The 20,713-nt window shown below is 56.3% G+C and carries 20 protein-coding genes; 19 read left to right on the top strand and 1 reads right to left on the bottom strand.

Annotated elements, in window-relative coordinates:
- The first annotated feature begins 81 nt into the window (after positions 1 to 81).
- Both ACY1JZ_RS04260 and ACY1JZ_RS04255 read left to right on the top strand, forming a co-directional pair.
- Positions 82 to 1,224 (top strand): glycosyltransferase, encoded by a 1,143-nt coding sequence (locus ACY1JZ_RS04260; RefSeq protein ID WP_462628205.1) that lies wholly within the window; start codon positions 82 to 84, stop codon positions 1,222 to 1,224.
- Between the two features lie 404 nt (positions 1,225 to 1,628).
- Complete coding sequence (locus tag ACY1JZ_RS04255; protein WP_462628204.1) at positions 1,629 to 3,644, top strand: acyltransferase family protein; 2,016 nt, start codon at positions 1,629 to 1,631, stop codon at positions 3,642 to 3,644.
- An 84-nt stretch (positions 3,645 to 3,728) separates the two neighbouring features.
- On the opposite strand, the gene ACY1JZ_RS04250 is transcribed toward ACY1JZ_RS04255, so the two are convergent.
- Positions 3,729 to 5,234 (bottom strand): phytoene desaturase family protein, encoded by a 1,506-nt coding sequence (locus tag ACY1JZ_RS04250; protein ID WP_270170861.1) that lies wholly within the window; start codon positions 5,232 to 5,234, stop codon positions 3,729 to 3,731.
- Between the two features lie 236 nt (positions 5,235 to 5,470).
- Here ACY1JZ_RS04250 and ACY1JZ_RS04245 point away from each other — a divergent pair, with 236 nt between their 5' ends.
- The 17 genes from ACY1JZ_RS04245 (at position 5,471) to ACY1JZ_RS04165 (ending at position 20,710) form a co-directional block, all read left to right on the top strand.
- On the top strand, positions 5,471 to 6,622 hold the full coding sequence (locus ACY1JZ_RS04245) for a glycosyltransferase family 2 protein (RefSeq protein WP_270170862.1): 1,152 nt from the start codon (positions 5,471 to 5,473) through the stop codon (positions 6,620 to 6,622).
- Positions 6,622 to 7,314 carry a glycosyl-4,4'-diaponeurosporenoate acyltransferase CrtO family protein gene (locus tag ACY1JZ_RS04240; protein WP_462628203.1) on the top strand — a complete coding sequence of 231 codons (693 nt, stop codon included), beginning with the start codon at positions 6,622 to 6,624 and terminating at the stop codon, positions 7,312 to 7,314. Before ACY1JZ_RS04245 ends, ACY1JZ_RS04240 begins: the two co-directional genes overlap by 1 nt.
- Complete coding sequence (locus tag ACY1JZ_RS04235; RefSeq protein WP_462628202.1) at positions 7,311 to 7,442, top strand: hypothetical protein; 132 nt, start codon at positions 7,311 to 7,313, stop codon at positions 7,440 to 7,442. Before ACY1JZ_RS04240 ends, ACY1JZ_RS04235 begins: the two co-directional genes overlap by 4 nt.
- 162 nt (positions 7,443 to 7,604) lie before the next feature.
- Entirely contained in the window at positions 7,605 to 8,495 is an 891-nt protein-coding gene (locus ACY1JZ_RS04230; protein ID WP_462628201.1) for a LysR substrate-binding domain-containing protein, read from the top strand.
- A 150-nt stretch (positions 8,496 to 8,645) separates the two neighbouring features.
- Entirely contained in the window at positions 8,646 to 9,503 is an 858-nt protein-coding gene (locus ACY1JZ_RS04225; RefSeq protein ID WP_462628200.1) for a transporter substrate-binding domain-containing protein, read from the top strand.
- 87 nt (positions 9,504 to 9,590) lie between these two features.
- Positions 9,591 to 10,358: an amino acid ABC transporter permease gene (locus ACY1JZ_RS04220; protein WP_462628199.1), complete on the top strand. Its 768-nt coding sequence runs from the start codon at positions 9,591 to 9,593 to the stop codon at positions 10,356 to 10,358.
- Entirely contained in the window at positions 10,355 to 11,065 is a 711-nt protein-coding gene (locus ACY1JZ_RS04215; RefSeq protein ID WP_462628198.1) for an amino acid ABC transporter permease, read from the top strand. The genes ACY1JZ_RS04220 and ACY1JZ_RS04215 overlap by 4 nt, the downstream gene beginning before the upstream one ends.
- Positions 11,062 to 11,814 carry an amino acid ABC transporter ATP-binding protein gene (locus ACY1JZ_RS04210; RefSeq protein ID WP_462628197.1) on the top strand — a complete coding sequence of 251 codons (753 nt, stop codon included), beginning with the start codon at positions 11,062 to 11,064 and terminating at the stop codon, positions 11,812 to 11,814. The genes ACY1JZ_RS04215 and ACY1JZ_RS04210 overlap by 4 nt, the downstream gene beginning before the upstream one ends.
- A gap of 23 nt (positions 11,815 to 11,837) precedes the next feature.
- A complete protein-coding gene (locus ACY1JZ_RS04205) occupies positions 11,838 to 12,857 on the top strand; it encodes an LLM class flavin-dependent oxidoreductase (RefSeq protein WP_462628196.1) in 1,020 nt (339 codons plus the stop codon).
- A 56-nt stretch (positions 12,858 to 12,913) separates the two neighbouring features.
- Positions 12,914 to 14,104 (top strand): amidohydrolase, encoded by a 1,191-nt coding sequence (locus ACY1JZ_RS04200; protein ID WP_462628195.1) that lies wholly within the window; start codon positions 12,914 to 12,916, stop codon positions 14,102 to 14,104.
- A 123-nt stretch (positions 14,105 to 14,227) separates the two neighbouring features.
- A complete protein-coding gene (locus ACY1JZ_RS04195; RefSeq protein ID WP_462628194.1) occupies positions 14,228 to 14,776 on the top strand; it encodes a GNAT family N-acetyltransferase in 549 nt (182 codons plus the stop codon).
- Between the two features lie 32 nt (positions 14,777 to 14,808).
- On the top strand, positions 14,809 to 16,149 hold the full coding sequence (locus ACY1JZ_RS04190) for an LLM class flavin-dependent oxidoreductase (RefSeq protein WP_462628193.1): 1,341 nt from the start codon (positions 14,809 to 14,811) through the stop codon (positions 16,147 to 16,149).
- On the top strand, positions 16,136 to 16,396 hold the full coding sequence (locus ACY1JZ_RS04185) for a glutaredoxin family protein (protein WP_462628192.1): 261 nt from the start codon (positions 16,136 to 16,138) through the stop codon (positions 16,394 to 16,396). Before ACY1JZ_RS04190 ends, ACY1JZ_RS04185 begins: the two co-directional genes overlap by 14 nt.
- A gap of 32 nt (positions 16,397 to 16,428) precedes the next feature.
- The gene (locus ACY1JZ_RS04180; protein WP_462628191.1) at positions 16,429 to 16,554 is read left to right on the top strand and encodes a hypothetical protein; all 126 of its coding nucleotides are present in this window, start codon (positions 16,429 to 16,431) and stop codon (positions 16,552 to 16,554) included.
- Positions 16,555 to 16,638: 84 nt separating this feature from the next.
- Positions 16,639 to 18,846 (top strand): methyl-accepting chemotaxis protein, encoded by a 2,208-nt coding sequence (locus tag ACY1JZ_RS04175; RefSeq protein WP_462628190.1) that lies wholly within the window; start codon positions 16,639 to 16,641, stop codon positions 18,844 to 18,846.
- A gap of 224 nt (positions 18,847 to 19,070) precedes the next feature.
- On the top strand, positions 19,071 to 19,595 hold the full coding sequence (locus ACY1JZ_RS04170; RefSeq protein ID WP_462628189.1) for an RNA polymerase sigma factor: 525 nt from the start codon (positions 19,071 to 19,073) through the stop codon (positions 19,593 to 19,595).
- A gap of 2 nt (positions 19,596 to 19,597) precedes the next feature.
- Entirely contained in the window at positions 19,598 to 20,710 is a 1,113-nt protein-coding gene (locus tag ACY1JZ_RS04165) for an anti sigma factor C-terminal domain-containing protein (protein WP_462628188.1), read from the top strand.
- Positions 20,711 to 20,713 lie beyond the last annotated feature (3 nt).

The following is a 20,713-nucleotide window of genomic DNA, read 5'->3' as shown; positions in this document are numbered from 1 at the left end:
CATTGTAGTAAGTAACGATCACGGAATCGTAGATCCGGTAGAATACATATGGGTAAACGAACTGCGCGGGGAGACAGTGCTATGGTTACGCTGTTATGGATATTGCTCGGTATACTGTGCCTGCAGCTCGTGTTCGTTCTCTGGAATTTGCCGCAAATGCCCAGGCTGTCTCGTCTAGGCAGCCGGGACGGCAGCGAGGGGCAGGCTGAGGAGCTGCCAGTGCAGCTATCTGTGTTGATTCCGGCACGCAATGAGGAAGTGAACATCGGAGCGTGTCTTGATGCTGTTCTGGCCAACGACTATCCGTTCCTTGAGGTGCTGGTGTTGAATGATCGTTCTACAGACAGCACGGCCGAGGAGATCGGCAAGAGAAGCACGCGCGATAACAGAGTGCGCATGATTGAAGGTGCGGAGCTGCCTCCGGGCTGGCTGGGGAAATCCTATGCCTGCCATCAATTGGCACAGCAGGCGACAGGAGAGTGGTGGCTGTATCTGGATGCGGATGCGCGGCTCGCCCCTCATGCGCTTGCGCGGGCAGCCCGTGCTGCTGCCAGACAGCAGCGCGGGCTGCTGACCGGCTTTGCGCGGCAGGTGACCGAAACGTGGCTGGAGAAGCTGGTGGTGCCGATGATGCTGTTCGTTATTGCTTGCCATCTGCCGATCCGTCTGGTGCGGCGTTCGAGAGATCCGCGGTTTGCGGCGGCTCATGGAGGCTTCATGCTCATACAGCGTGATACCTACTTCAAGCTGGGAGGACATGAGGCATTCAAGGACAGTATGGTTGACGATATGTCACTGGCTCGCGCGGTCAAGCAGATCGGAGAACCGCTGGAGCTGATGCAGATCGGAAGCGAAGTATCGATGCGTATGTACCGCAATGCTTCCGAGGTGTGGAATGGCTATAAGAAGAATATGTATGACGGGGTGGGGCGCAGTGCCACCCTGCTGGGACTCGTATTGTGCATGTATATGATGTTGTACGTATTTCCTTGGATGATGCTGCCGTGGGCAGCCTTGCAGCCGGAGCTGCTTGCTCCGGCTGTGGGGCTATGTCTATTAGGCATCGTACTGAAGGCACGGGTGAATCATTGGTGCGGGCAGCCGGTCTGGCTGTCAGTGCTAATGCCCCTGTGTGCGGCGGCGATGGTTGTCATCGGCTTCGAATCGTGGCGTGCGGCCGTGCGCGGGAGTGGCTACAGTTGGAAGGGACGAACCTATCATTAAGACAGCCGATATTGTAGATTCGTAAGCTGTGGGTTCGCACAGCTTGGGAACAAGGTTCTGGAAAGGCGCAGACTCTCCGCTATCGGGAGGGCCTGCGTCTTTTCTGTGGTGGGGCGCGGCTGAACGGGGAGTGCCGGACAGGATACGACAAGCCTGTCCCATGGTGCGAGTAAGATGGAGTCATAATATTATATTTATGCTCATAAAATGTTGAACTTTTGTATAAACAGCAACGTCTATTAAGTATAACACCGGAGGCAGGGAGCTACCGAGAATTTAATACAGGAAAGGGCAGACAGACATGAGCAGCATGACATCATTCAGGCTGGCCGCACAAGCCGCAGCGGCAACGTACATTATGAAACGAGGGATGATTGGACCTGGCGCAAGGGGAGGGCATCGATATGTCTAAACCATTGCAAGCGCGCCGGTATATGGCAGGTCTGGATGGCATACGGGCGCTAGCTGTGCTGGCGGTGATCGCCTACCATCTCAACTTGGGGTGGGCTCCAGGCGGACTGCTGGGAGTTGGAGTGTTTTTTGTATTATCTGGCTATTTGATTACAGATCAGCTCATATCGGGCTGGCAGCAGAACCGGCGAATCGACCTGAAGGATTTCTGGATCAGGCGATTCCGCAGGCTTCTCCCTGCAATGCTCGTGATGCTGATTGGTGTTGGCGGCTGGCTGTTGCTGTTCGACCCTGAACGGCTCATAACGATTAGAGGAGATATGTTATCCTCGCTGCTCTATGTCAATAACTGGTGGCTTATCTTTCACGAAGTATCGTATTTCGAAAGCTTCGGGCCTCCGTCTCCGCTCGGCCATCTCTGGTCGCTGGCGGTGGAGGAGCAATTCTATCTGGTTGCCCCGCTGCTCTTGCTTGTAGCGCTGCGCCGTTCGCCCCGCCGTGGAGTATTGCTGCTGCAGGTGCTGTTGCTGGCGCTGGTATCGATAACAGCGATGGCGCTGCTGTATGTTCCCGGCGTCGACCCTAGCCGTGTCTACTATGGAACAGATACCCGTATCTTTGGCCTGCTCATCGGCTCGGCCCTTGCATTAATCTGGCCTAGCAGCCGGATGAGCGAGTCATTGCCCACGATGCCCTATCGACTGTTGGAGACGGTCGGTGCCGTGGGCATGGCGATTATTGTAATCATGGTATGGCAAACGAGCGAGTATGGCGATTTTCTGTTCCGCGGCGGCATGGTGCTGCTCTCCGTCGCTTCGGCGATGCTGATCGCAGCAGCCGCACATCCGGCGACTATATTGGGGCGGGTGCTAGGTGCGGGGCCGCTCAAGTGGCTGGGCGTCCGGTCTTACGGGATTTATCTCTGGCATTATCCGATCATTGTACTGACTTCCCCGGCGTACTCGTCAGGGGGAACAGATTACTCTCTTGCTGCTCTGCAGATAGGGGCAACGCTGGTGCTTGCCGCATTATCGTATCGCTATATTGAGGAGCCGATTCGGCGCGGAGGTCTCTTCCGCAAGCCGGCTGCTCAAGCGCCTCAAGGCTCGACAGCATTCCGACCGGTGCTGCGCTCAGCGACCTTGCTCGGCACCTTAACGCTGTTGGTGGTACTGACGGTATCCTGCATCGGCTCTGAGCCGTCTTCCTATTATGCTGCGGTCGCTCCAGTGTTCTCAGGCACGGGAGCCGCCTTGGCAGGACATCCCGGTGATACCAGCACCAGCAAGCCAGACAAAGACGGAGGGAACGCAGGGAAGGATGCCCAGCATACCAATGCAGGGACACAGATGCCCGCAGGTACTGGCATCGCATCTGTCATGGCGGCTGGTATCGTGCAGCGGGTAGGTAGCCAGACGGAGGGAACGCAGTGGCGTCCGGCTTTCAATGCTGGGCTTCAGCAGGGAAGCCGACCTCAGGTACCTGGTGCCAAGCCTTCTCTGCCTGATCCGCCGACTGATCTTGCAGGTGACCAGGTCACAGCAGTTGGCGACTCTATCATGCTTAATATCAGCTCGGTGCTGGAGAAGCAACTGCCAGGTGTGACGGTTGATGGCAAGATCGGTCGTCAGATGAAGGATGCAGGGGAGCTGCTGGAGCAACTCAAGTCCCAGCGCAAGCTGAAGGAGAAGGTTGTGATTCAGCTTGGCACCAACGGCCCCTTCTCGGAGAAGAAGCTGTCTGATTTGATCGACTCCTTGCCGGACGCGAAGCAAATTGTGCTGGTGACGGTGCGTGTCCCTCGCAAATGGCAGGATGAGGTGAACGAAACGATCAGTCAGGTCGCCGCGGGCTACAGCAAGGTGACGATCGCTGATTGGTATACGGCCAGTCAGGATCATGAGGAATATTTCGAGAAGGATGGCGTCCATCTGAAGCCTACAGGGGCGAAGGCCTATGCTGAGCTATTGCTCGGGGCGCTGGAAGGCACAGCGGATGCTCGAGAATAAGATATAAATGACCAAGGGAGCGTGCTCATCGGAGTGCGCTCCCTTGGTTGTCGTTCGATAAACGGACATCTGGGCGCATTCCGTTCAGCCGAGTCCGCTTGCGGGCTTCCCTTGCTGTTGCTTGATCAGATCCGCGGTCAGTTGCGCGGACAGCGTGACCATCGGCACACCGCCCCCGGGATGGGTGGAGCCGCCGACAAAATACAGATTGTGCAGCAGCTCGCTTTGGCTAGGAATTTTGAAGCCGCCATTCAGCTTGCGATCAGTGACCACCCCATAGATGGAGCCGCCATTGGCGCCATATAGTTCACGAAGATCGTCAGGTGTGAAGCGGTATTCAAATTCGATATGGCTGCGCAGCCCGGAGAGTCCCATCCTCTCCAGCTTCGTCAGGACAACCTCGCGATAGCGCTCCGTCCTGTCCTCCCAGCTCTGTCCCTCCGCCAGCGGCGGTACATGGGTCAGGACGAACAGGTTCTGTCTGCCTTCAGGGGCCTGAGTCCGGTCGTTGATGCTGGAGACGCCTATATATACGGTCGGGTCATCAGCCGGCATCTTGAGATCGAAGATCTGATGGAATTCGCGCTCCGGGTCCTGGGAGAATAGAAAGTTGTGATGCTGCAACTGTGGATAGGTTCGATCTACACCTAACAGGAGCACCAGCCCGGACACAGCGGGAGCGTATTTGCCAAGCTTCTTAGCGGTTTGGGCGGACTGGGAATGATGTTTCAGTAATGAATGATGTGTCGGAATGGCCTCCAGATTGGAGACGACGAGATCGGCGCCCATGACGGTGCCATCCTCCAGCGTCACGCCTGTTGCCCACTTGCCACGGCTGTTGATAGCCGCCACGGGGGCAGAGGTTCGCACCTCAACGCCAAGCTCCTCCAGCAGCCGCAGCATGCCTCGGGCAATATTGTACATGCCGCCCTCGACATAGTAGATGCCCAGTCCGAGCTGTACATGAACCAACTGCGAGAGCACGGCCGGCGCGGCGTAGGGAGAGGAGCCAATATACATGATGAAAAAGTCGAACAGTTGCTTGAGCTTGCTGTCCTTAAGGAAGCGCTCCGTTCCCTGATGCATCGTGCGCATCGGGTCCATGGCGAGCAGCTCCTTCAGACTGTGCAGGCTTCGCAGATCCTGCAGCCCTGTCAGGCTCTTGCTATAGAAGCTCTTGGTGCACAGCTCATACATCTGCTGGCAATAATTCAGGTAATCCATGAAGCGGCTCGCATCCTCTGGCGAGACGGCGGAGAGCTGCTCCAGCATGCGAGGCAGATCCGCAGTCACATCGATGGTTGTACCGTCCTCATAGAAGGTTCGCCACTGTGGTTCGACCCGCCGCAGCGTCATATAATCAGAGAGCCGTCTGCCCGCGCTGGCGAATAACTGCTCCAATACCCAGGGCATGGTCAAGATAGAAGGACCTGTATCAAACGTATAGCCCATGCCCGAGCGAATATTCAGCTTGCCGCCTGCTCGCTCATTTTTCTCAAGTACGGTGACGCGGTTCCCGTCCGCGGCCAGACGAATCGCGGCGGCCAAGCCACCGAGTCCTCCGCCGATGACAATAGCTTGCTTGTTCATAGTTATACTCCTCTCATAATAGAAAATAGAAGACCTCCGCGGCTGTGCCAGTGGATGTAACCAGCCTCAGGCTTCTTCCGTGCAATTCTAGACATCTCCGTGTTACTCTATCTATTACCGGAGAAGAGACAATTTAAACTTGGTCAAAAGAATAGTAGGACTGTTTGAACACGGTCAAGTCGGTGTACAATGCTAACAAAGGGAACTGTCAGGCAATAGGGAGAGGAGGGAGCGAAATGCTCATAACAACTTGTTGGATTGTGGCGGGCTGGATATGCGGATGGCTGCTGCTATTATCGCTGCGGAGGCTGAAGCCGTCGGAGCGCGTGCCGATCCGTCTGGAGGAGCGAATATATGCGAATGGAGGCTTGAACGGTGGACATTTGCCGGCGATGTCGGTTATTATCCCGGCGCGGGACGAGGAAGCGAACATCGGGACATTGCTTGCATCGCTCGCGAAGCAATCCGTGCGCCCGTTAGAGGTGATCGTAGTCGATGACGGATCAACGGATGCGACGGCAGCCATCGCAGCCGCCCAGGGGGTGAAGGTGGTGTCCTCCGGGCTGCTTCCTCCAGGCTGGACGGGCAAAAGCTGGGCCTGCTGGCAGGGGGCCCAGATCGCAGCGGGTGAGGTGCTTATCTTTCTCGATGCCGACATCGTTATGGAGGCCGATGGACTGGAACGACTTGCTCTAGCCTTCCAGGAGCGTGGCGGATTGCTGTCCATGCAGCCGTATCACTGGATGAGGCGCCCCTATGAACGATTATCGGCCTTCTTCAACCTGATCGTGCTGTTCGCGGTGGGCAGCAGCCAGCAGCCGACCGGAGCATTTGGCCCATGCGTCATGTGCAGTCGTGAGATGTATATGGAGACGGGGGGACACCGGGCAGTGAGAGGCGAGCTGCTGGAGAATCATCAGCTCGGCTCCGTCTTCCAGCAGGATAAGCTGCCGCTAACGAACCTGCTCGGGCGAGGGATAGCAGCCTTCCGCATGTACCCCGGCGGACTCGGAGCGCTCATCAGCGGTTGGAGCAAGAGCTTCGCTGCAGGCGCCAAGGCGACCCCGCCGCTCCGCCTGCTGGCAATCAGCATCTGGGTGGCGGGAGCGGTGTCCGCTGTGACCCAGTGGTTCACGCTGGCAGAGACGCCTCCTGGCGCCGTATGGCTGGCTGCCGGATTCTACGTTGCCTATGCGGTGCAACTGATCATGCTGCTGCGTTATGCAGGCAACTTCGGGATGGCAGGTCTGTACTTCCCGGCTGCGCTGCTCGTCTTCCTCTACGTCTTTGTGGTGTCCGCTTATCAGACCTTTGCCCGTGGCACTGTGAGCTGGAAGGGGCGCAGCCTGGATACTGGCAAGGATGTCGGCGGGGGGAAGAGGCGATAATGGGCTCCCCTGCATGGACGATAGCCATGAATGCGGTGGCCTGGCTGGCTGTGCATCTGGGAACCGCATATGGCTGCTCCCGTATGCCGCACCGCTGGTTCGACCGGGCGACTTCGGCTTCGACGGGCAGACGGACTGGTACGTCAAGCTCTGCCGCACAACGCTCTGCCTGGCCGCAGCCGCACTCAGGCCAGCAGTGTCAGAAGTGGCCGGCGCTGCGGCCAACCGCCGCGGACGCAGCTATGGAGCGGCGAGAGCCATACGGGGATGCGCAGGCAACCGCTGCACCTGTCGCGCTAGGCGTGCAGACAGAATGGGGCCTATGCCCGGCGCGTCGATCACGGCTAGCGAGAGGGGCTCGTGAAGAACAATTCTATGAGCGGGCACTGCGCATTCGAAGTTGGAAGGATCGCGTGCCTGAGCTGGGCGATCTGTTTCCTGGCGGTCTCTCGAAGCAGCGCCTCTACGGCTACAGCCGCGAGGCGCTGCTTCGCTTTGCGGCAGAGACGCGGCGCGGCGAGCTGACACATTGGCTAGCTATGCTGCCATCGCCATTATTTTTCCTGTGGAACAGCGCTCCAAGCGGCTGGCTCATGGTGGGCTATGCACTCGCAGCGAACCTGCCGTTCATTGCTATACAGCGCTACAACCGCCGCCGCTTGCTGCGTGTGGTGGAACGGAGACGCACATGAGAGGGGCGGAAGATGGAGAGCAGGGCAATGGAGCAGGGCAATGGGGAACTCTTGTGTACGGGCAAGCTGACTTGCCCGTACCACAAGAGCGTGAAGCCCCTGCCCTGATCGCTCTACCGTATGGATAAGTTGCAGTTGACGGTTATCTGTCCTATCGCATATGATGATGAAATATTAGAGGCTCGCGCTGTTTGCCAGGGGAGAGGCACACCGTATTGTCTCAAAACCAACTATTTATATGTGAAAAGTAATAATATGAAACATTTTCTTATAAGAGAGGATGAGCCAGCATGAATATTGAGAACATTGAGGCCTTTGTCCATGTCATTCATTTCAATAGCTTCAACAAAGCAGCAGAGGCATTGTTCCTGTCTCAGCCTTCTGTTAGTGCGCGCATCCAGTCATTGGAGCGGGAGCTGGATGTGAAGCTGTTCGACCGGCTCGGCAAGCAGTTCACGCTGACGGAGAAGGGCAAGCAGTTCCTGCCGTATGCCCAGCAGATCCTGCAGTCCTACAAGAAAGGTAAGCAGCAGTTAAAGTATCAGCAGACATGGCATGAGCTGCGTATCGGGTGCTCAGTATCGGCTGCCAGCTACCTGCTCCCCGCGCTGCTGTCGAAGCTGCGCCAAACCCACCCACTCCTGCGGATCAAGCTTGTGACCGCCTCCAGCGAGACCATCACGAAGCTTCTGCAGGAGAAGGAGGTGGATGTGGGCTTCGTGCGCAATATCAGCCATCCCTTTCTCGATTCCTTGTTGTTCTACGAAGACAAGATCAGCCTCTATGTATACAAGGACCATCCATTTGCCCGCCGCAGCGAGGTGGCGATGGAGGAGATCGGAGGCGAGCCGCTGATCTTTTTCGAGTGCGGTTCGCTCGATTGGATGAGACTGCATCGTATCTTCGAGACACTGGATCATCGTCCGCATATCCAGTACGAGCTGGATAATCTGGAGACGGCCAAAAAGCTGATCATATCAGGGATGGGCATCGGCTTCCTGCCAGAGCTGTGTGCAGCCAGGGAAGCGGAGGAGGGGCACATCATTCCGGTAGCCGTGCCGTCACTCGGTCTGCAGAGCTTGCGAACGCATCTACTGACACTCAAGGGCGAGCAGAGCGAGCTGTCACGCACGCTGCTGCACCTGAGCAAGCATTTGCCGCAGTCTTATAGAACTCTTTGATGCATGAATAGAAAAACTCGATTGAAACACGATTGACCATGAACGATGCAGGTGATAGAATTTTCTCAAGTTAATCCGATTAAACAGATTGGTTTAATTAATTCTAACGGATGGTAATTCCTGCATTCATGCCTAGAGGGGGAAATGAAGATGAAAACATGGTCTACACTTACAACAGCGCTAGTCGCATTGATGCTGGTGCTATCCGGCTGCGGAGCTTCCGCCAGTGAGACATCATCGTCGCAAGCGTCCGGTACAGGAAGCAACGTTGCGAGCCAAAGCGTGAAGAAGATTGTCGTAGGCACGGGAACACAATTTCCCAATGTATGCTTTATTGATGAGAACGGCAAGTTGACTGGCTTCGACGTCGAGTTGGTGAAGGAGCTGGACAAACGTCTGCCGGAATATGAATTCGAGTTCAAGACGATGGATTTCGCCAACCTGCTACTTAGTCTGGAGACGAATAAGATTGACTTCGTCGCTCATCAGATGGAGAAAAATCCGGATCGTGAAGAAAAGTATCTGTTCAACAAGGAGCCATACAGCATCTTCCTGAGCAAGGTTGCGGTGGACAAAACGAATGACTCTGTTCAATCCATTGATGATCTGAAGGGCAAAAAGGTCTATACTGGCGCGACCAGCAATCAGGCGTTCTTCCTCCAGCAATACAATAAGGAGCATAACGATGCGTTGGAGATTGTCTACTCGAGCGGGGCGGCCAATGATCTGGTTAATCTCATTCAGAGCAAACGGGTAGATGCGACACTGATGACCGATTTCGCGCTTCGCTTCTACGTTGGGGCGGACGGGGAGCCTGCGCTCAAGACGGTAGGCGAGCCACTGATTCAATCGGATGTGCTGTTCGTCCTGCGCAAGGATAGCCAGGAGTTGGCCGATGCGCTGGATAAGGCGATTAAGGAAACGAAAGCGGACGGAACCTTGGCCAAGCTAAGCATTGAATGGCTGGGTGAGGATTTTACGAAGGGTCTGGACGAAGTGCAAAAATAAATGACAGAACCGCATTCGTGTGACGGCTTGAATGGTCCTCGACCTGCCAGTCTGATTATGCGGCGTGAAATAGGAGGCGGCTAGGGCATGGGCAGAGGGTTTGACCTGAATTATGTATATCAATTTATTCCGAAGCTGCTTGCTTATCTTGAAATTACACTGCTGATCGTCGCTGTCTCGATGGTGCTGGGTATTATGGTCGGATTGATCGTCGCATTGCCGAGACTGTACAACATTCCTGTACTGCGGCGTTTGTCCGCCATCTATGTCTCGTTCTTTCGCGGAACGCCGATATTGATTCAGTTATTCCTCATCTATTACGGTTTGCCTGAGCTGCTCAAGGGCATTCATCTGGATCTATCGAAGATGCCGGTGCTGGTCTATGTCATTGTCACCTATGGCTTGCATAGCGGGGCCTTTATCTCAGAAGCAATCCGTGGCGCGGTCGGCGCGGTCGATCGCGGGCAGGTAGAGGCGGCTTATGCGATCGGGATGTCCGGCTTTGAGGCCTTTACCCGCATCGTGCTGCCGCAAGCCGCAGCCGTATCGCTGCCGGTGTTTGCCAATCTGGTCATCGCCAACCTGAAGGACACGTCGCTCGCCTTTACATTGGGCGTTATGGAGATGACGGGCAAGTCGCAGACGCTTGGCATGGCGACACAGCATTTTGTTGAAGTGTATATCGCGCTGTCTCTGATCTACTTTGCTATCAGCATGCTGTTGGAGAGGTTGTTCCTCCTGGCGGAGCGTCGGCTGCTGCGCTACGAGCCGGGGCTGAGCACGACGGCGACCAAGCGCACCCTGCTGCAAAGCCTGTTCGTGCCGCAATGGAAGAAGGGAGGGGAGCAGCTATGAGCATCGATCCGGGATTTATATGGACAGCGTTCGTCAAGCTGCTCGCTGCGCTGCCGATGACGCTGCTCATTACAGCCAGCTCCGTGCTTGTCGGCTTGCTGATCGGAACGGCTGTTGCGCTGCTTCGCATCTATAAGGTGCCCGTGCTGCAGCATCTCGCAGCCTTTTATGTCACCTTCATTCGCGGGACGCCGATGCTGATGCACCTGTTCCTGGTTTATTTCGGCCTGCCGGTGTTGATCGATGCGGTATCTGGAGCGCTCGGGCTAGCGTTCACCTCCGGCCAGATTCCGGTGCTATATTTTGTACTGATTGCCTTCTCGCTCACCTCGGGCGCCTATCAAGCAGAGATTGTGCGCTCTGGCATTCTGGCGATCGACCGCGGGCAGGTGGAGGCGGCCTACGCGATCGGGATGACGACCCGCCAGACGCTGGCGCGTATCCTCCTGCCGCAAGCCTTGGCCGTTAGCCTGCCGCATTTATCCAATTCGCTGATCGGGATGCTGCATGGCTCCACACTGGCCTTCACGGTTACTGCCGTCGAAATTTTCTCGCAGGCCAATATTGTGGCAGCTACCAACTGGAAGTTTTTCGAAGCGTTCATAGCAGCCGCCTTGATCTATTGGGGCATTACCGTACTTATCGAAAAAAGTGTCAGCTTGGTGGAGAAAAAAATCAGCATTTACAACCGGGGGGGAGTCGCATGATCAAGCTTAGCGGCATTCAAAAAGCTTTTGGCAAGCAGCAGGTGCTCAAAGGAATCGATCTGACGGTCGAGCAGGGAGATGTTGTTGCCATTCTCGGGCCGAGCGGCTCAGGCAAGACAACACTGCTGCGCTGCATCAATTTCCTGGAGCGCCCGGATGCGGGAGAGCTGGCGATTCAGACCCTCAGGGTCGAATGCAGCAAGGCGAGCAAGCAGGATATCTATGAGCTGCGTCGCAAGACGGCGATGGTCTTCCAGAACTACAATCTGTTCAAGCATAAGACAGCACTTGAGAATGTCATGGAAGGTCTCGTCATCGTACAGAAGCTGCCGAAGCGGCAAGCGCACGAACTGGCGGTGCAGGCGCTTACGAAGGTAGGACTGGGCGCCAAATTACACGAGTATCCAAGTCGGCTGTCCGGCGGGCAGCAACAGCGTGTCGGTATCGCTCGCGCGCTGGCCCTTAACCCGGAGGTCATCCTGTTCGATGAGCCGACGTCAGCCCTTGACCCGGAGCTGGTAGGCGAGGTGCTGGCGGTCATTCGCAATCTTGCTCGTGAAGGCATCACGATGATCATTGTGACGCATGAGATGGCCTTTGCGCGCGATGTCGCCACGCATGTGGTCTTTATGGATGGCGGTGTGGTGGTAGAAGAAGGAGCGCCGCATGAGCTGTTCGGGCAGCCCAAGGAGGAGCGGACGCAGCAATTTCTCAAGCGGAGCATACAAGAGTGGAGTTATTCCATATAGGCAGATAGAGAGGAGAAAGGACGATGGCGCTTAAACTCAGTATTTTGGATCAGAGTCCAATCTATGAAGGGGAGACGGCAGAGGACGCGCTGCGCCACACGGTACAGCTTGCCCAACTGGCGGAGGAGCTTGGCTATCACCGCTTCTGGGTATCGGAGCATCATGATTCTGATTATGTGGCAGGCTCGTCGCCAGAGGTGCTGATTGCTTACCTGTTAGCCCATACGAAGCATATCCGTATCGGCTCCGGGGGCGTTATGCTCCAGCATTACAGTCCATACAAGGTGGCGGAAAACTTCAATCTGCTCTCAGCACTCGCTCCGGGACGTGTCGATCTGGGCATCGGGAGAGCGCCTGGAGGCCTGCCCCGCTCGACAAGAGCGCTCCAGCATGGCATAGCGGAGCCGCAGGAGCTGCCCGCGAAGCTGCGGGAGCTGCAACAGTATGTGGACAATAAGCTGGCGGCGGAGCATCCGCTGTATGGACTGCGGGCGACACCGCTGCCTGTGCAGCCGCCCAAGGTGTATGTGCTGGGGACGAGTACAGGCAGCGCGGAGATTGCTGCTGAGTCAGGCTACCCCTATGTGTTCTCCCAGTTCATCAACAATGATCCTGAGGCCGCCCGTCAGGCCTTTGAGGTGTATCGTGATAGATTCATCCCGGCTCGGGGCAGCGAGCCAACTTCAATATTGGCGGTGTCGGCTATTATAGCCGACACAGATGAGGAAGCTGCCGAGCTGTCCACCCAGCATAAGCTGGTCAAGATTCATCTGCAGAGCGGCAAGACGCTGACAGTGGCGAATATCGAGCATGCGCAGGAGTACGGCAAGCAGAGCAATGAGCCGTTCACGATTGAGGAGCAGGTGCCAGAGATTATCAAGGGCTCGAAGGAGACGGTGCGGCGCCGGCTGCTGGAGCTGCAGCAGGCATACGGTGTTGAGGAGATCATCATCACGACCGCGCTCAAAAGCTTCGCAAGCCGCGTCCACTCCTACAAGCTGTTGAAGGAAGCGTTCAGGGAGGCAGCCGGCAGCGCGAATTAGCGCTCGTATGTGGGAATGATGCCAGACGAGACCGCAATGGATAGGAGGAGTAGCGGATGGGAAAAGGAAAGCGGGTAGAGGGTGACCGGGCATGGGAGGATAGATTGATCGCCATCAGGCGGCAGTTGCATCAGTATCCAGAGCTGTCGAATGAAGAATATGCAACAACGCAAGCCATCCGCCGTTGGCTGGAGGAAGCTGGTATCCGTATCTTGCCCTATGCGCTTCGCACAGGCTTGATAGCGGAGGTGGGTGGACGAGGGTCAGGCCCTGTAGTTGCACTGCGCGCTGACATCGACGCCTTGCCGATCCAGGAGGAGAGCGGGCTGCCTTACGCCTCTGCCCATCCTGGCAAGATGCATGCTTGCGGTCATGACTATCATACCGCCGCATTGCTGGGAGCGGCCTTCGCGCTCAAGGAGCGGGAGGCGGAGCTGGCTGGGGCGGTGCGCCTGATCTTTCAGCCGGCGGAAGAGAAGGCGACCGGAGCGCAGCAGGTTATAGCCAGCGGTGCGCTGGTGGGGGTGAGCGCCATCTTCGGCTTGCATAACAAGCCAGATCTGCCTGTCGGAACAGTGGGCATCAAGTCCGGGCCACTCATGGCCGCAGCCGACGGCTTCGCTATCGAAGTAGACGGCATCGGCTCACATGCGGCGGTACCGGATGCAGCGCTTGACCCGATCGTGACCGCAGCCCATATCGTGACGGCATTGCAATCGGTTATCAGTCGGAATGTCAGCCCGCTGGATAGCGCCGTTATCAGCGTGACGCGAATTCATAGCGGCACCTCGTGGAATGTCATTCCCGACAAGGCGGTAATGGATGGAACCTTGCGCACCTTCGATGAGCGGGTGCGCACACGGGTCCGCAGACGGCTGGAGGAGGTTGTCGGCGGGGTAGCAGCAGCGTATGGCACAACTGCTAGCGTAAGATGGATTCAAGGCCCGCCGGCGGTGCATAACGATAAGGAGCTTGCAGAGCTGGGTCGGGAAGCGGCGAAGCGCAGCGGGCTGGAGGTGGTCGAGCCGCCGCCTTCCACGGCAGGCGAAGACTTTGCCTACTATCAGCGCGAAGTGCCGGGCTTGTTCGTCTTCCTCGGCACAGCGGGAGCCCAGGAGTGGCATCATCCGGCCTTCACGCTTGATGAGCGGGCACTCGCGCCCAGCGCAGCCTATCTGGCGCAGCTAGCGGGTGATGCGCTGGATCAGCTTGCTGCCGGGCAGACCTCGATAGCTGCCCGCAGTTGAGGAGCAGGGCGACGAGCTGCGGGCGGTTCGATGAGAAGAGCAGGGACGAGGCGTGCTGGTTGGGGATGAGTGCGAATATCGTCTTTGCCTGCAAGGGCACATCAGAATGGGGAGGGATCAACATTGGGGCAGGGGAATATTCGAGTACGAGAGGTGCAGCCTGAGGAGATCGCGCAGGTGCTGGAGGTCGTGCTGCGCGCATACGAGCAATATGAGCAGGAGCTGCCGGGGCAGCTCTGGGAGCAGTATCGGGCTTCAATCCAAGCTTCCATTATAGAGAACCAGCCGCATCCGCCACATGCGCATCTGGTCGCGGAGCAGGACGGGCGGATTATTGGCAGTGTCCAGTTGTTCCTCTCCTCGGAGGAGGCCTATGGCCGAGCCGAGCTGGGGATTGAGAGCCCGATTATTCGGCTGCTCTCCGTGTCGCCTGAAGCACGAGGCAGAGGAGTGGCGACCTTGCTCATTCAGGAGAGTGTCCAGCGGGCCATCGGCCTGAGAGCCTCCTCCCTGTATCTGCATACATCCGATATGATGCAATCGGCGGTGAAGCTATATGAACGTCTCGGCTTTGAACGAGCCTATGACAAGGAATTCCACAATGGTCATGTGCTGGTCAAAAGCTACCGGCTGCGACTTAGCCATCATTTCCAGCAAAAACAGGCGCAATAATACGTTCAATCTTATTAGAGGAGGGAATATCCATGGCACAGCGTAAACAGTTGAAGCTCGGCGTGATTATTCAAGGGGTCGGGGGCAATATGTCGGCATGGAGGCATCCTGAGGCTGTCGCTGATGCCAGTGTGAACATCGATTACGTGAAGCATCAAGCGCAGACGGCCGAGGAGGGCAAGTTCGATCTGGTGTTTATCGCGGATGGCTTATACATTAACGAGAAGTCGCTTCCACACTTTCTGAATCGCTTTGAGCCGATCACCGTTCTGTCTGCTGTTGCTGCCGTGACGAATCGCATCGGGCTGGTCGGTACGCTGTCTACCTCCTATAGCGAGCCATTTACAGTAGCCCGACAATTTGCCTCGCTCGATCATATCAGCAGAGGTCGCGCCGGCTGGAATGTCGTTACCTCTCCGCTTGAGGGCTCAGCCAAAAACTACGGTCGCAAGCCGCATCCTGCTCATTCAGAGCGCTACAGGATTGCCAAGGAGTATCTGGATGTCGTTCGAGGACTGTGGGACTCCTGGGAGGATGATGCGTTTGTGCGCGACAAGCAGACCGGACAATTCTTCGATCCGGGCAGACTGCATCGGCTAGACCATGAGGGCGAATATTTCTCTGTACAGGGACCGCTCAATATTGCACGCTCCAGGCAGGGGCATCCTGTGGTCTTCCAGGCGGGTTCCTCGGATGCCGGACGCACGCTGGCGGCTCAGTCGGCGGATGCGGTATTTACCGGGCAGGAGACACTGGAGCAGGCTCAGGCATTCTACCAGGATGTCAAGAGCCGGGCTGCAGCTTATGGCCGCTCTTCGGAGGAGATCGTCATCATGCCAGGCATCAGCGTCATCATCGGAGAGACGGAGGAGGAGGCGGAGCGCAAATATGAGGAGGTGGCCAGTCTGGTGACGATCGAGAATGCGCTGGACTATCTGGGGCGATTTTTCGAGCATCATGACTTCTCGCAGTATCCGCTTGATGAGCCGTTCCCGGAGCTCGGCGATCTCGGCAGCAACAGCTTCCGTAGCACGACAGACAAGATCAAGCAGGAGGCCAGAGAAGAAGGCCTTACACTCCGTCAGGTTGCCTTGCGCTCGGTCACGCCACGAAGCGGGTTCATCGGCACGCCGGAGAAGATCGCGGATCAGCTCCAGCAATGGTACGAGGAGCAGGGGGCAGATGGCTTCATTATTCATCCCGGCACACCCAATGGACTGCAGGACTTTGTACGTCTGGTGGTACCGATATTGCAGGCGCGTGGCATCTACCGCAGCGAGTATGAGGCGGAGACATTAAGGGGGAATCTGGGGCTGTCCATCCCGGAAAATCGTTATACTACAATCAGGAGGCAGGAACATGTCATCAGCTAAAAAAGTCGTCGTGTGGAGCAAAACAGGCTGTCATTATTGCGCAGAGGTAAAGACCCTGCTAGATAGCAAGCAAATTGCGTATGAAAACATCAGTGTGGATGGCAACGATGGTTTAAGAGATGTGCTGCAGGTGAAGTACGGGGTGCGCCACGTACCCGTCGTCGAGGTCGAGCTTGACGGAGAGCGTCGTTATGTCGGCTGGACGGATCTGGAGCTGAGCCATCTGGAGGAGCTGCTGCAGGTGTAATTCGTGCAGATCGCGGGATAGAGGGGAGCCGTATGGATGATGCGGCTCTTTTTCCTATGCTCGAAAGCGGTCATCCGATTAAATTTGCTGCAATAACCCGTAAAAAAGGGATTTTTTATCAGGTTGATAAAATTATTGATTGGAATAACCTTACATAGGTGTTAACCAATTTTTCGTTGTGTGTTAAAATAACTTTCATATTGATGCATGTATAGAGACATAGGTCTATGGAGGGGGATGTCATGTTCGGATGGTTAGGATGGCGGAACGGACTGCCGTTATGGTGGTCCTATCGACTTAATCAGGCTACGAAGAACGATGTCGAGGAGATTTTTGAAGGCATTGCCGAGACACGCAAGGCGCTGCTGCAGTCATGGGCGGAGGATTACTGGGGGCATCTGGAACGGCTGTCTGCACAGATTACTTCGCTACAATATGGATCAACGGAGTTTGATGAGAGCTTTACTGACAATTTGGAGCCGTTATTCCGCGAAACATATAACCGGGCAGGCGATCTGACCGAGCTGTTCCTGCTGGATACTGACTGCCGTGTTGTATACACTACAGCGGACACGCAGGCTCGCAGCGATGAGCTGTTGGAGCGGGGGCTGGCCTACACTACCGAGACGCCTGGCGGCCGTCCTTGTCTGTTCGGCCCTTATCCCGATCCGCTCACCCTGGCGCTTGGTCGTCGTTCCTCATCGTTCCATGACAAGATGACGCTGATGTTTCTGCTGCCGCTCGTCAAGGATGGTGTACGTATAGGAACCTTGTGCGGCAGAGTGCCTAATGATGTCATCGGAGATTTGATTCAGCGCGAATCCGGCCATATCTACCCTGACTCGGGTGATAATTATATTTTTATGGCCAAGCCGGTGCTTCGCACGGAGATCAAGCCGGGGAAGGCGCTGTCACGCAGTCGTTTCGAGGATCGAACCTTCACTCATGGCGAAAACCTCAAGGACGGCATAGCGACCGATTGGGGTATCGTATCGGTGCAGGAGCATACCGAGCTGGAGCTGATGTTCACCGATCCCTCTACAGGCGAGCTGCATCCCGGCGTCATGAATACGATTCAGAACGGCAGTAATCTGTTTGTGGAATTTCCGGGTTATTCGGATTATCGGCACATTGCGGTCATCGGGAAGGGCGTCTCCTTCCATATGCCGCACTGCCCGGATCTGTGGGGCATGATGTGCGAGGGGGATCTGGAGGAGGTCTATCGGCTGCGTGGGATCGCCTACAGGCAGAACAGAGCGCAGTTGTGGCTGACAGGGGTTCTTGCTGTGGTGATGGGGCTGAGCGGCTATCTGCTGCTCCCGCACCTGTCTCCGCTGATAGGCGCGCTCGTACTGGCAGTTGCTGCGCTGGCTCATGGAGCGGTGGCGGGAAACGTGCTGCACCGAACGGGCAGCAAGCGAGTCGTCTCCCAGTTGCGCGGGATTAACCGCTTCATCCGTATTAATGCCGAGGGCGGCGGTGATCTGACGCAGCGACTCAATACGCAGGTGCTCGATCAGGATGAGATTCGTGAGCTTGCCAAATGGATTAATAATATGATTGATTCTCTGGAGAGCATCATGCTCCAGGTCAAGGCAACAGCGGGCGATGTGCTGACCAGTCAGCAAAAAATGAATCGTTCGACCACAACCACCGAGGGAACCGCTCAGGCGGTGAATCTGAAAATTCATGAGATGATCGGCAGCCTCCGCCATCAGCTCAAGGACATTGAGGTCGCCAAGGATGTGGCGAATCAGATGAGAAGCACGCTGCTGGAGCTGGAGGAGCAGGCCTCCAGTCAGATTGCGGTTGCTCGCAGCGAGGTGGAACGCATCGGCGACAAGATGGAGCATATCGCGCTCAAGGTGAAGGAGACGAATGAGACCATTACCTCCTTCATGCAGACAACACAAGATATTCAGGGAGTGCTGCATGTGATCGAGGAAATCTCCAGCCAGACCAACCTGCTGGCGCTAAATGCTTCGATTGAGGCGGCCCGTGTCGGCGAGCACGGCAAAGGCTTCAATGTCGTAGCGATGGAGATTCGCAAGCTCGCCGACCGCACGAAGCAATCGACGGATCAGGTTCAATCGATTGTACAGCATATCTATACGAGTGCCCAGCGAGCCTATGCTTCGATGGATGAAGGCAACCGGGTTGTGGCTGAAGGCACGGAGCTGGTGAGCGCAGCCTCGGAGCTGCTCAGCGAGGCGCAGGCCGAGGACAGCCTCAAGACACAGGTCGTTGATGAGGTGGTCGACTTGATGGGCAAGATCGCGGCGGTCAGTATCGAGAGTCGACGTTCCTCAAGCGATGTGGAGCATCGGGTGAAGGAGTTGACCGAGGCAATGGTGCATGCCCGCAACACATCGGGACATGTGGAGGCGATTGCGGGCGTGCTTCAGCAATTGGTGGGACAGTTCCGTCTGACGAATACGCGCAGAAGATAGTGACAAGAGCAACCTTCATTTCCGCTAGGGTGTGTATACACGCCCTGGATCGCAGCGGGAATGAAGGTTTTTTGTCATCCTCGCATGAGGCTTCGGGTAGCTGATCTTTGTACATGGTGAATGTGGTCAGCTTGGAACAACAAGCAGGGTATTGTATGATTTCTTCAGTTGCGTGTAACATTTCACCGGTCAATCCGTTGACTGTTATGGGAAGGGGGCTGGAGGTGAAAAAAGAGACCTACGCTCATCTGTTTGAATCGCATCATCAGGCGCTGTACCGCTACTTGTACCGCATGTGCGGCTCTAGAGAAACGGCGGAGGAGCTGCTGCAGGAGACCTTTTGCCGTTGTATGCTCTCCTTGCGCAAGGAGCATCTGACGATGGCCAGAGCCTGGCTGTACAAGGTGGCACGACACCTCTATATCGACTGGTACCGCAGGCGGAAGACGGAGCGCAAGGCGCTGATGGATTATGAGGAGCACACAACCGCGGTCAGCGTCATCGGTCTGCCTGAGCCGGAGCTGGCGAAGAAGGAGCAGTGGCTGCGTATTGAACGTATCTTGCTTCGGCTTCCCGAGCAATATCGCTCGATCGTTTATCTGAGAGAGGTTGACGGCTTCAGCTATGCGGAGCTGGCCGAGATGCTGGAGCTGTCAGCGGAGCAGGTGAAGGTGAATTTGCATAGGGGACGCAAGAAATTTAGAGAGCTTGCCGCGCAAGAAGACGCGCAGCAGGAGGGAGGAGGCTGACTATGAGCGACCAGAACAAGCACCGTCAGGAGCAGGAGGAGGCTGAGCAGGAGAGCCTGCTGCAGCTTAAGGATTGGGAACGGCAGGCCGAGGACAGCGTTGATCTGAGACTGGATAAGCGGCAATTTCGCCGGATGATCTGGAAGACCCGGTTTACGATCTTCAAGAGCGTCATCGTTACGGGTCTCGCGCTGCTATTCTTATATGCTATCTATATGATTATTGTTAATATTGTGTACCATGAGACGGCGAGCGCAGATAAGGTGCAGCGCTATGCGATCACGATGGTCAATACACATGGACAGGGGATGCGGGCGGATACCTATAACTGGGCGACGCCGACGATCAATTCCTTGCTCAAGCAGCAAGTTGAATTAGATATGTATCGCATCGTCGGCGACTGGAATGTGAAGTCGGGCAAGGTGCGAGCCACGCTGGACCCGTTTACCGGATTTAACTATACCCTCGACTTTGATTCCAGGTATCTGGGAACCAATGATCGCTTCAGCTTCGCTGTGCCGCCTGACTTGCTCGAGGAAGGGGCGAGCCTTAATGCTATGGATAACAGCTCATCACAAATATGGAATCGCCTGTCCCGAATCGGAGATGGCTATGTTGCCGATATGAGCTTCTCGACCCGCTATGCTCTATCGCCCGAGGAGCTGCTCGCCATGGTGGAGAGATACGATCTGAGTGTACTCAGCATGCCCGTGTATGGCGGAGAGCTGAAGACGTTCAAGCCAGGATACGCGGTGCGGAGCGACAGCAGGCAGTGGGTGGAACATCTGACGTTGCAGCCGCCGGTGCTGTTCAACAGCGAGCATCGGCAGGAGATGGCATCCTTCGCGCTCTCCATAGATAATGTGGCGTTGGCCAAGTCTACTCTGCTCGATAATATCGCCTGGCTGTTGGAGGAGGGGCGCTACAATGGGAAGGACAACGACAGGCTGCGTCTTCAGTACATGGAGCAGCATGGGATTCAGGTCTACGGCGCCATCGTTACCGGCCCTGTGAGGGAGCTGGAGAAGCTGAGAGAGGAGCAAGCCTTCTACGAATTCCAACTCGGACAGGTGGAGCTGTGGAACTGGAGCGGGGCGGATGGTGACGGCGGCTGAACG

This window comes from Paenibacillus sp. J5, from assembly GCF_054955055.1.
Note: the sequence above shows the minus strand (reverse complement) of the source record. Positions and strands in the feature narration are given on the sequence as shown.

Excerpts from the sequence above, each read along its gene's own strand:
- ACY1JZ_RS04250 (WP_270170861.1), bottom strand. The coding sequence starts at position 5,234 with ATGAACAAGCAAGCTATTGTCATCGGCGGAGGACTCGGTGGCTTGGCC.
- ACY1JZ_RS04190 (WP_462628193.1), top strand. The coding sequence starts at position 14,809 with ATGGCACAGCGTAAACAGTTGAAGCTCGGCGTGATTATTCAAGGGGTC.
- ACY1JZ_RS04260 (WP_462628205.1), top strand. The coding sequence starts at position 82 with ATGGTTACGCTGTTATGGATATTGCTCGGTATACTGTGCCTGCAGCTC.
- ACY1JZ_RS04240 (WP_462628203.1), top strand. The coding sequence starts at position 6,622 with ATGGGCTCCCCTGCATGGACGATAGCCATGAATGCGGTGGCCTGGCTG.
- ACY1JZ_RS04180 (WP_462628191.1), top strand. The coding sequence starts at position 16,429 with ATGGATGATGCGGCTCTTTTTCCTATGCTCGAAAGCGGTCATCCGATT.
- ACY1JZ_RS04215 (WP_462628198.1), top strand. The coding sequence starts at position 10,355 with ATGAGCATCGATCCGGGATTTATATGGACAGCGTTCGTCAAGCTGCTC.
- ACY1JZ_RS04245 (WP_270170862.1), top strand. The coding sequence starts at position 5,471 with ATGCTCATAACAACTTGTTGGATTGTGGCGGGCTGGATATGCGGATGG.
- ACY1JZ_RS04165 (WP_462628188.1), top strand. The coding sequence starts at position 19,598 with ATGAGCGACCAGAACAAGCACCGTCAGGAGCAGGAGGAGGCTGAGCAG.
- ACY1JZ_RS04175 (WP_462628190.1), top strand. The coding sequence starts at position 16,639 with ATGTTCGGATGGTTAGGATGGCGGAACGGACTGCCGTTATGGTGGTCC.
- ACY1JZ_RS04225 (WP_462628200.1), top strand. The coding sequence starts at position 8,646 with ATGAAAACATGGTCTACACTTACAACAGCGCTAGTCGCATTGATGCTG.
- ACY1JZ_RS04235 (WP_462628202.1), top strand. The coding sequence starts at position 7,311 with ATGAGAGGGGCGGAAGATGGAGAGCAGGGCAATGGAGCAGGGCAATGG.
- ACY1JZ_RS04255 (WP_462628204.1), top strand. The coding sequence starts at position 1,629 with ATGTCTAAACCATTGCAAGCGCGCCGGTATATGGCAGGTCTGGATGGC.
- ACY1JZ_RS04230 (WP_462628201.1), top strand. The coding sequence starts at position 7,605 with ATGAATATTGAGAACATTGAGGCCTTTGTCCATGTCATTCATTTCAAT.
- ACY1JZ_RS04205 (WP_462628196.1), top strand. The coding sequence starts at position 11,838 with ATGGCGCTTAAACTCAGTATTTTGGATCAGAGTCCAATCTATGAAGGG.
- ACY1JZ_RS04200 (WP_462628195.1), top strand. The coding sequence starts at position 12,914 with ATGGGAAAAGGAAAGCGGGTAGAGGGTGACCGGGCATGGGAGGATAGA.
- ACY1JZ_RS04220 (WP_462628199.1), top strand. The coding sequence starts at position 9,591 with ATGGGCAGAGGGTTTGACCTGAATTATGTATATCAATTTATTCCGAAG.
- ACY1JZ_RS04210 (WP_462628197.1), top strand. The coding sequence starts at position 11,062 with ATGATCAAGCTTAGCGGCATTCAAAAAGCTTTTGGCAAGCAGCAGGTG.
- ACY1JZ_RS04185 (WP_462628192.1), top strand. The coding sequence starts at position 16,136 with ATGTCATCAGCTAAAAAAGTCGTCGTGTGGAGCAAAACAGGCTGTCAT.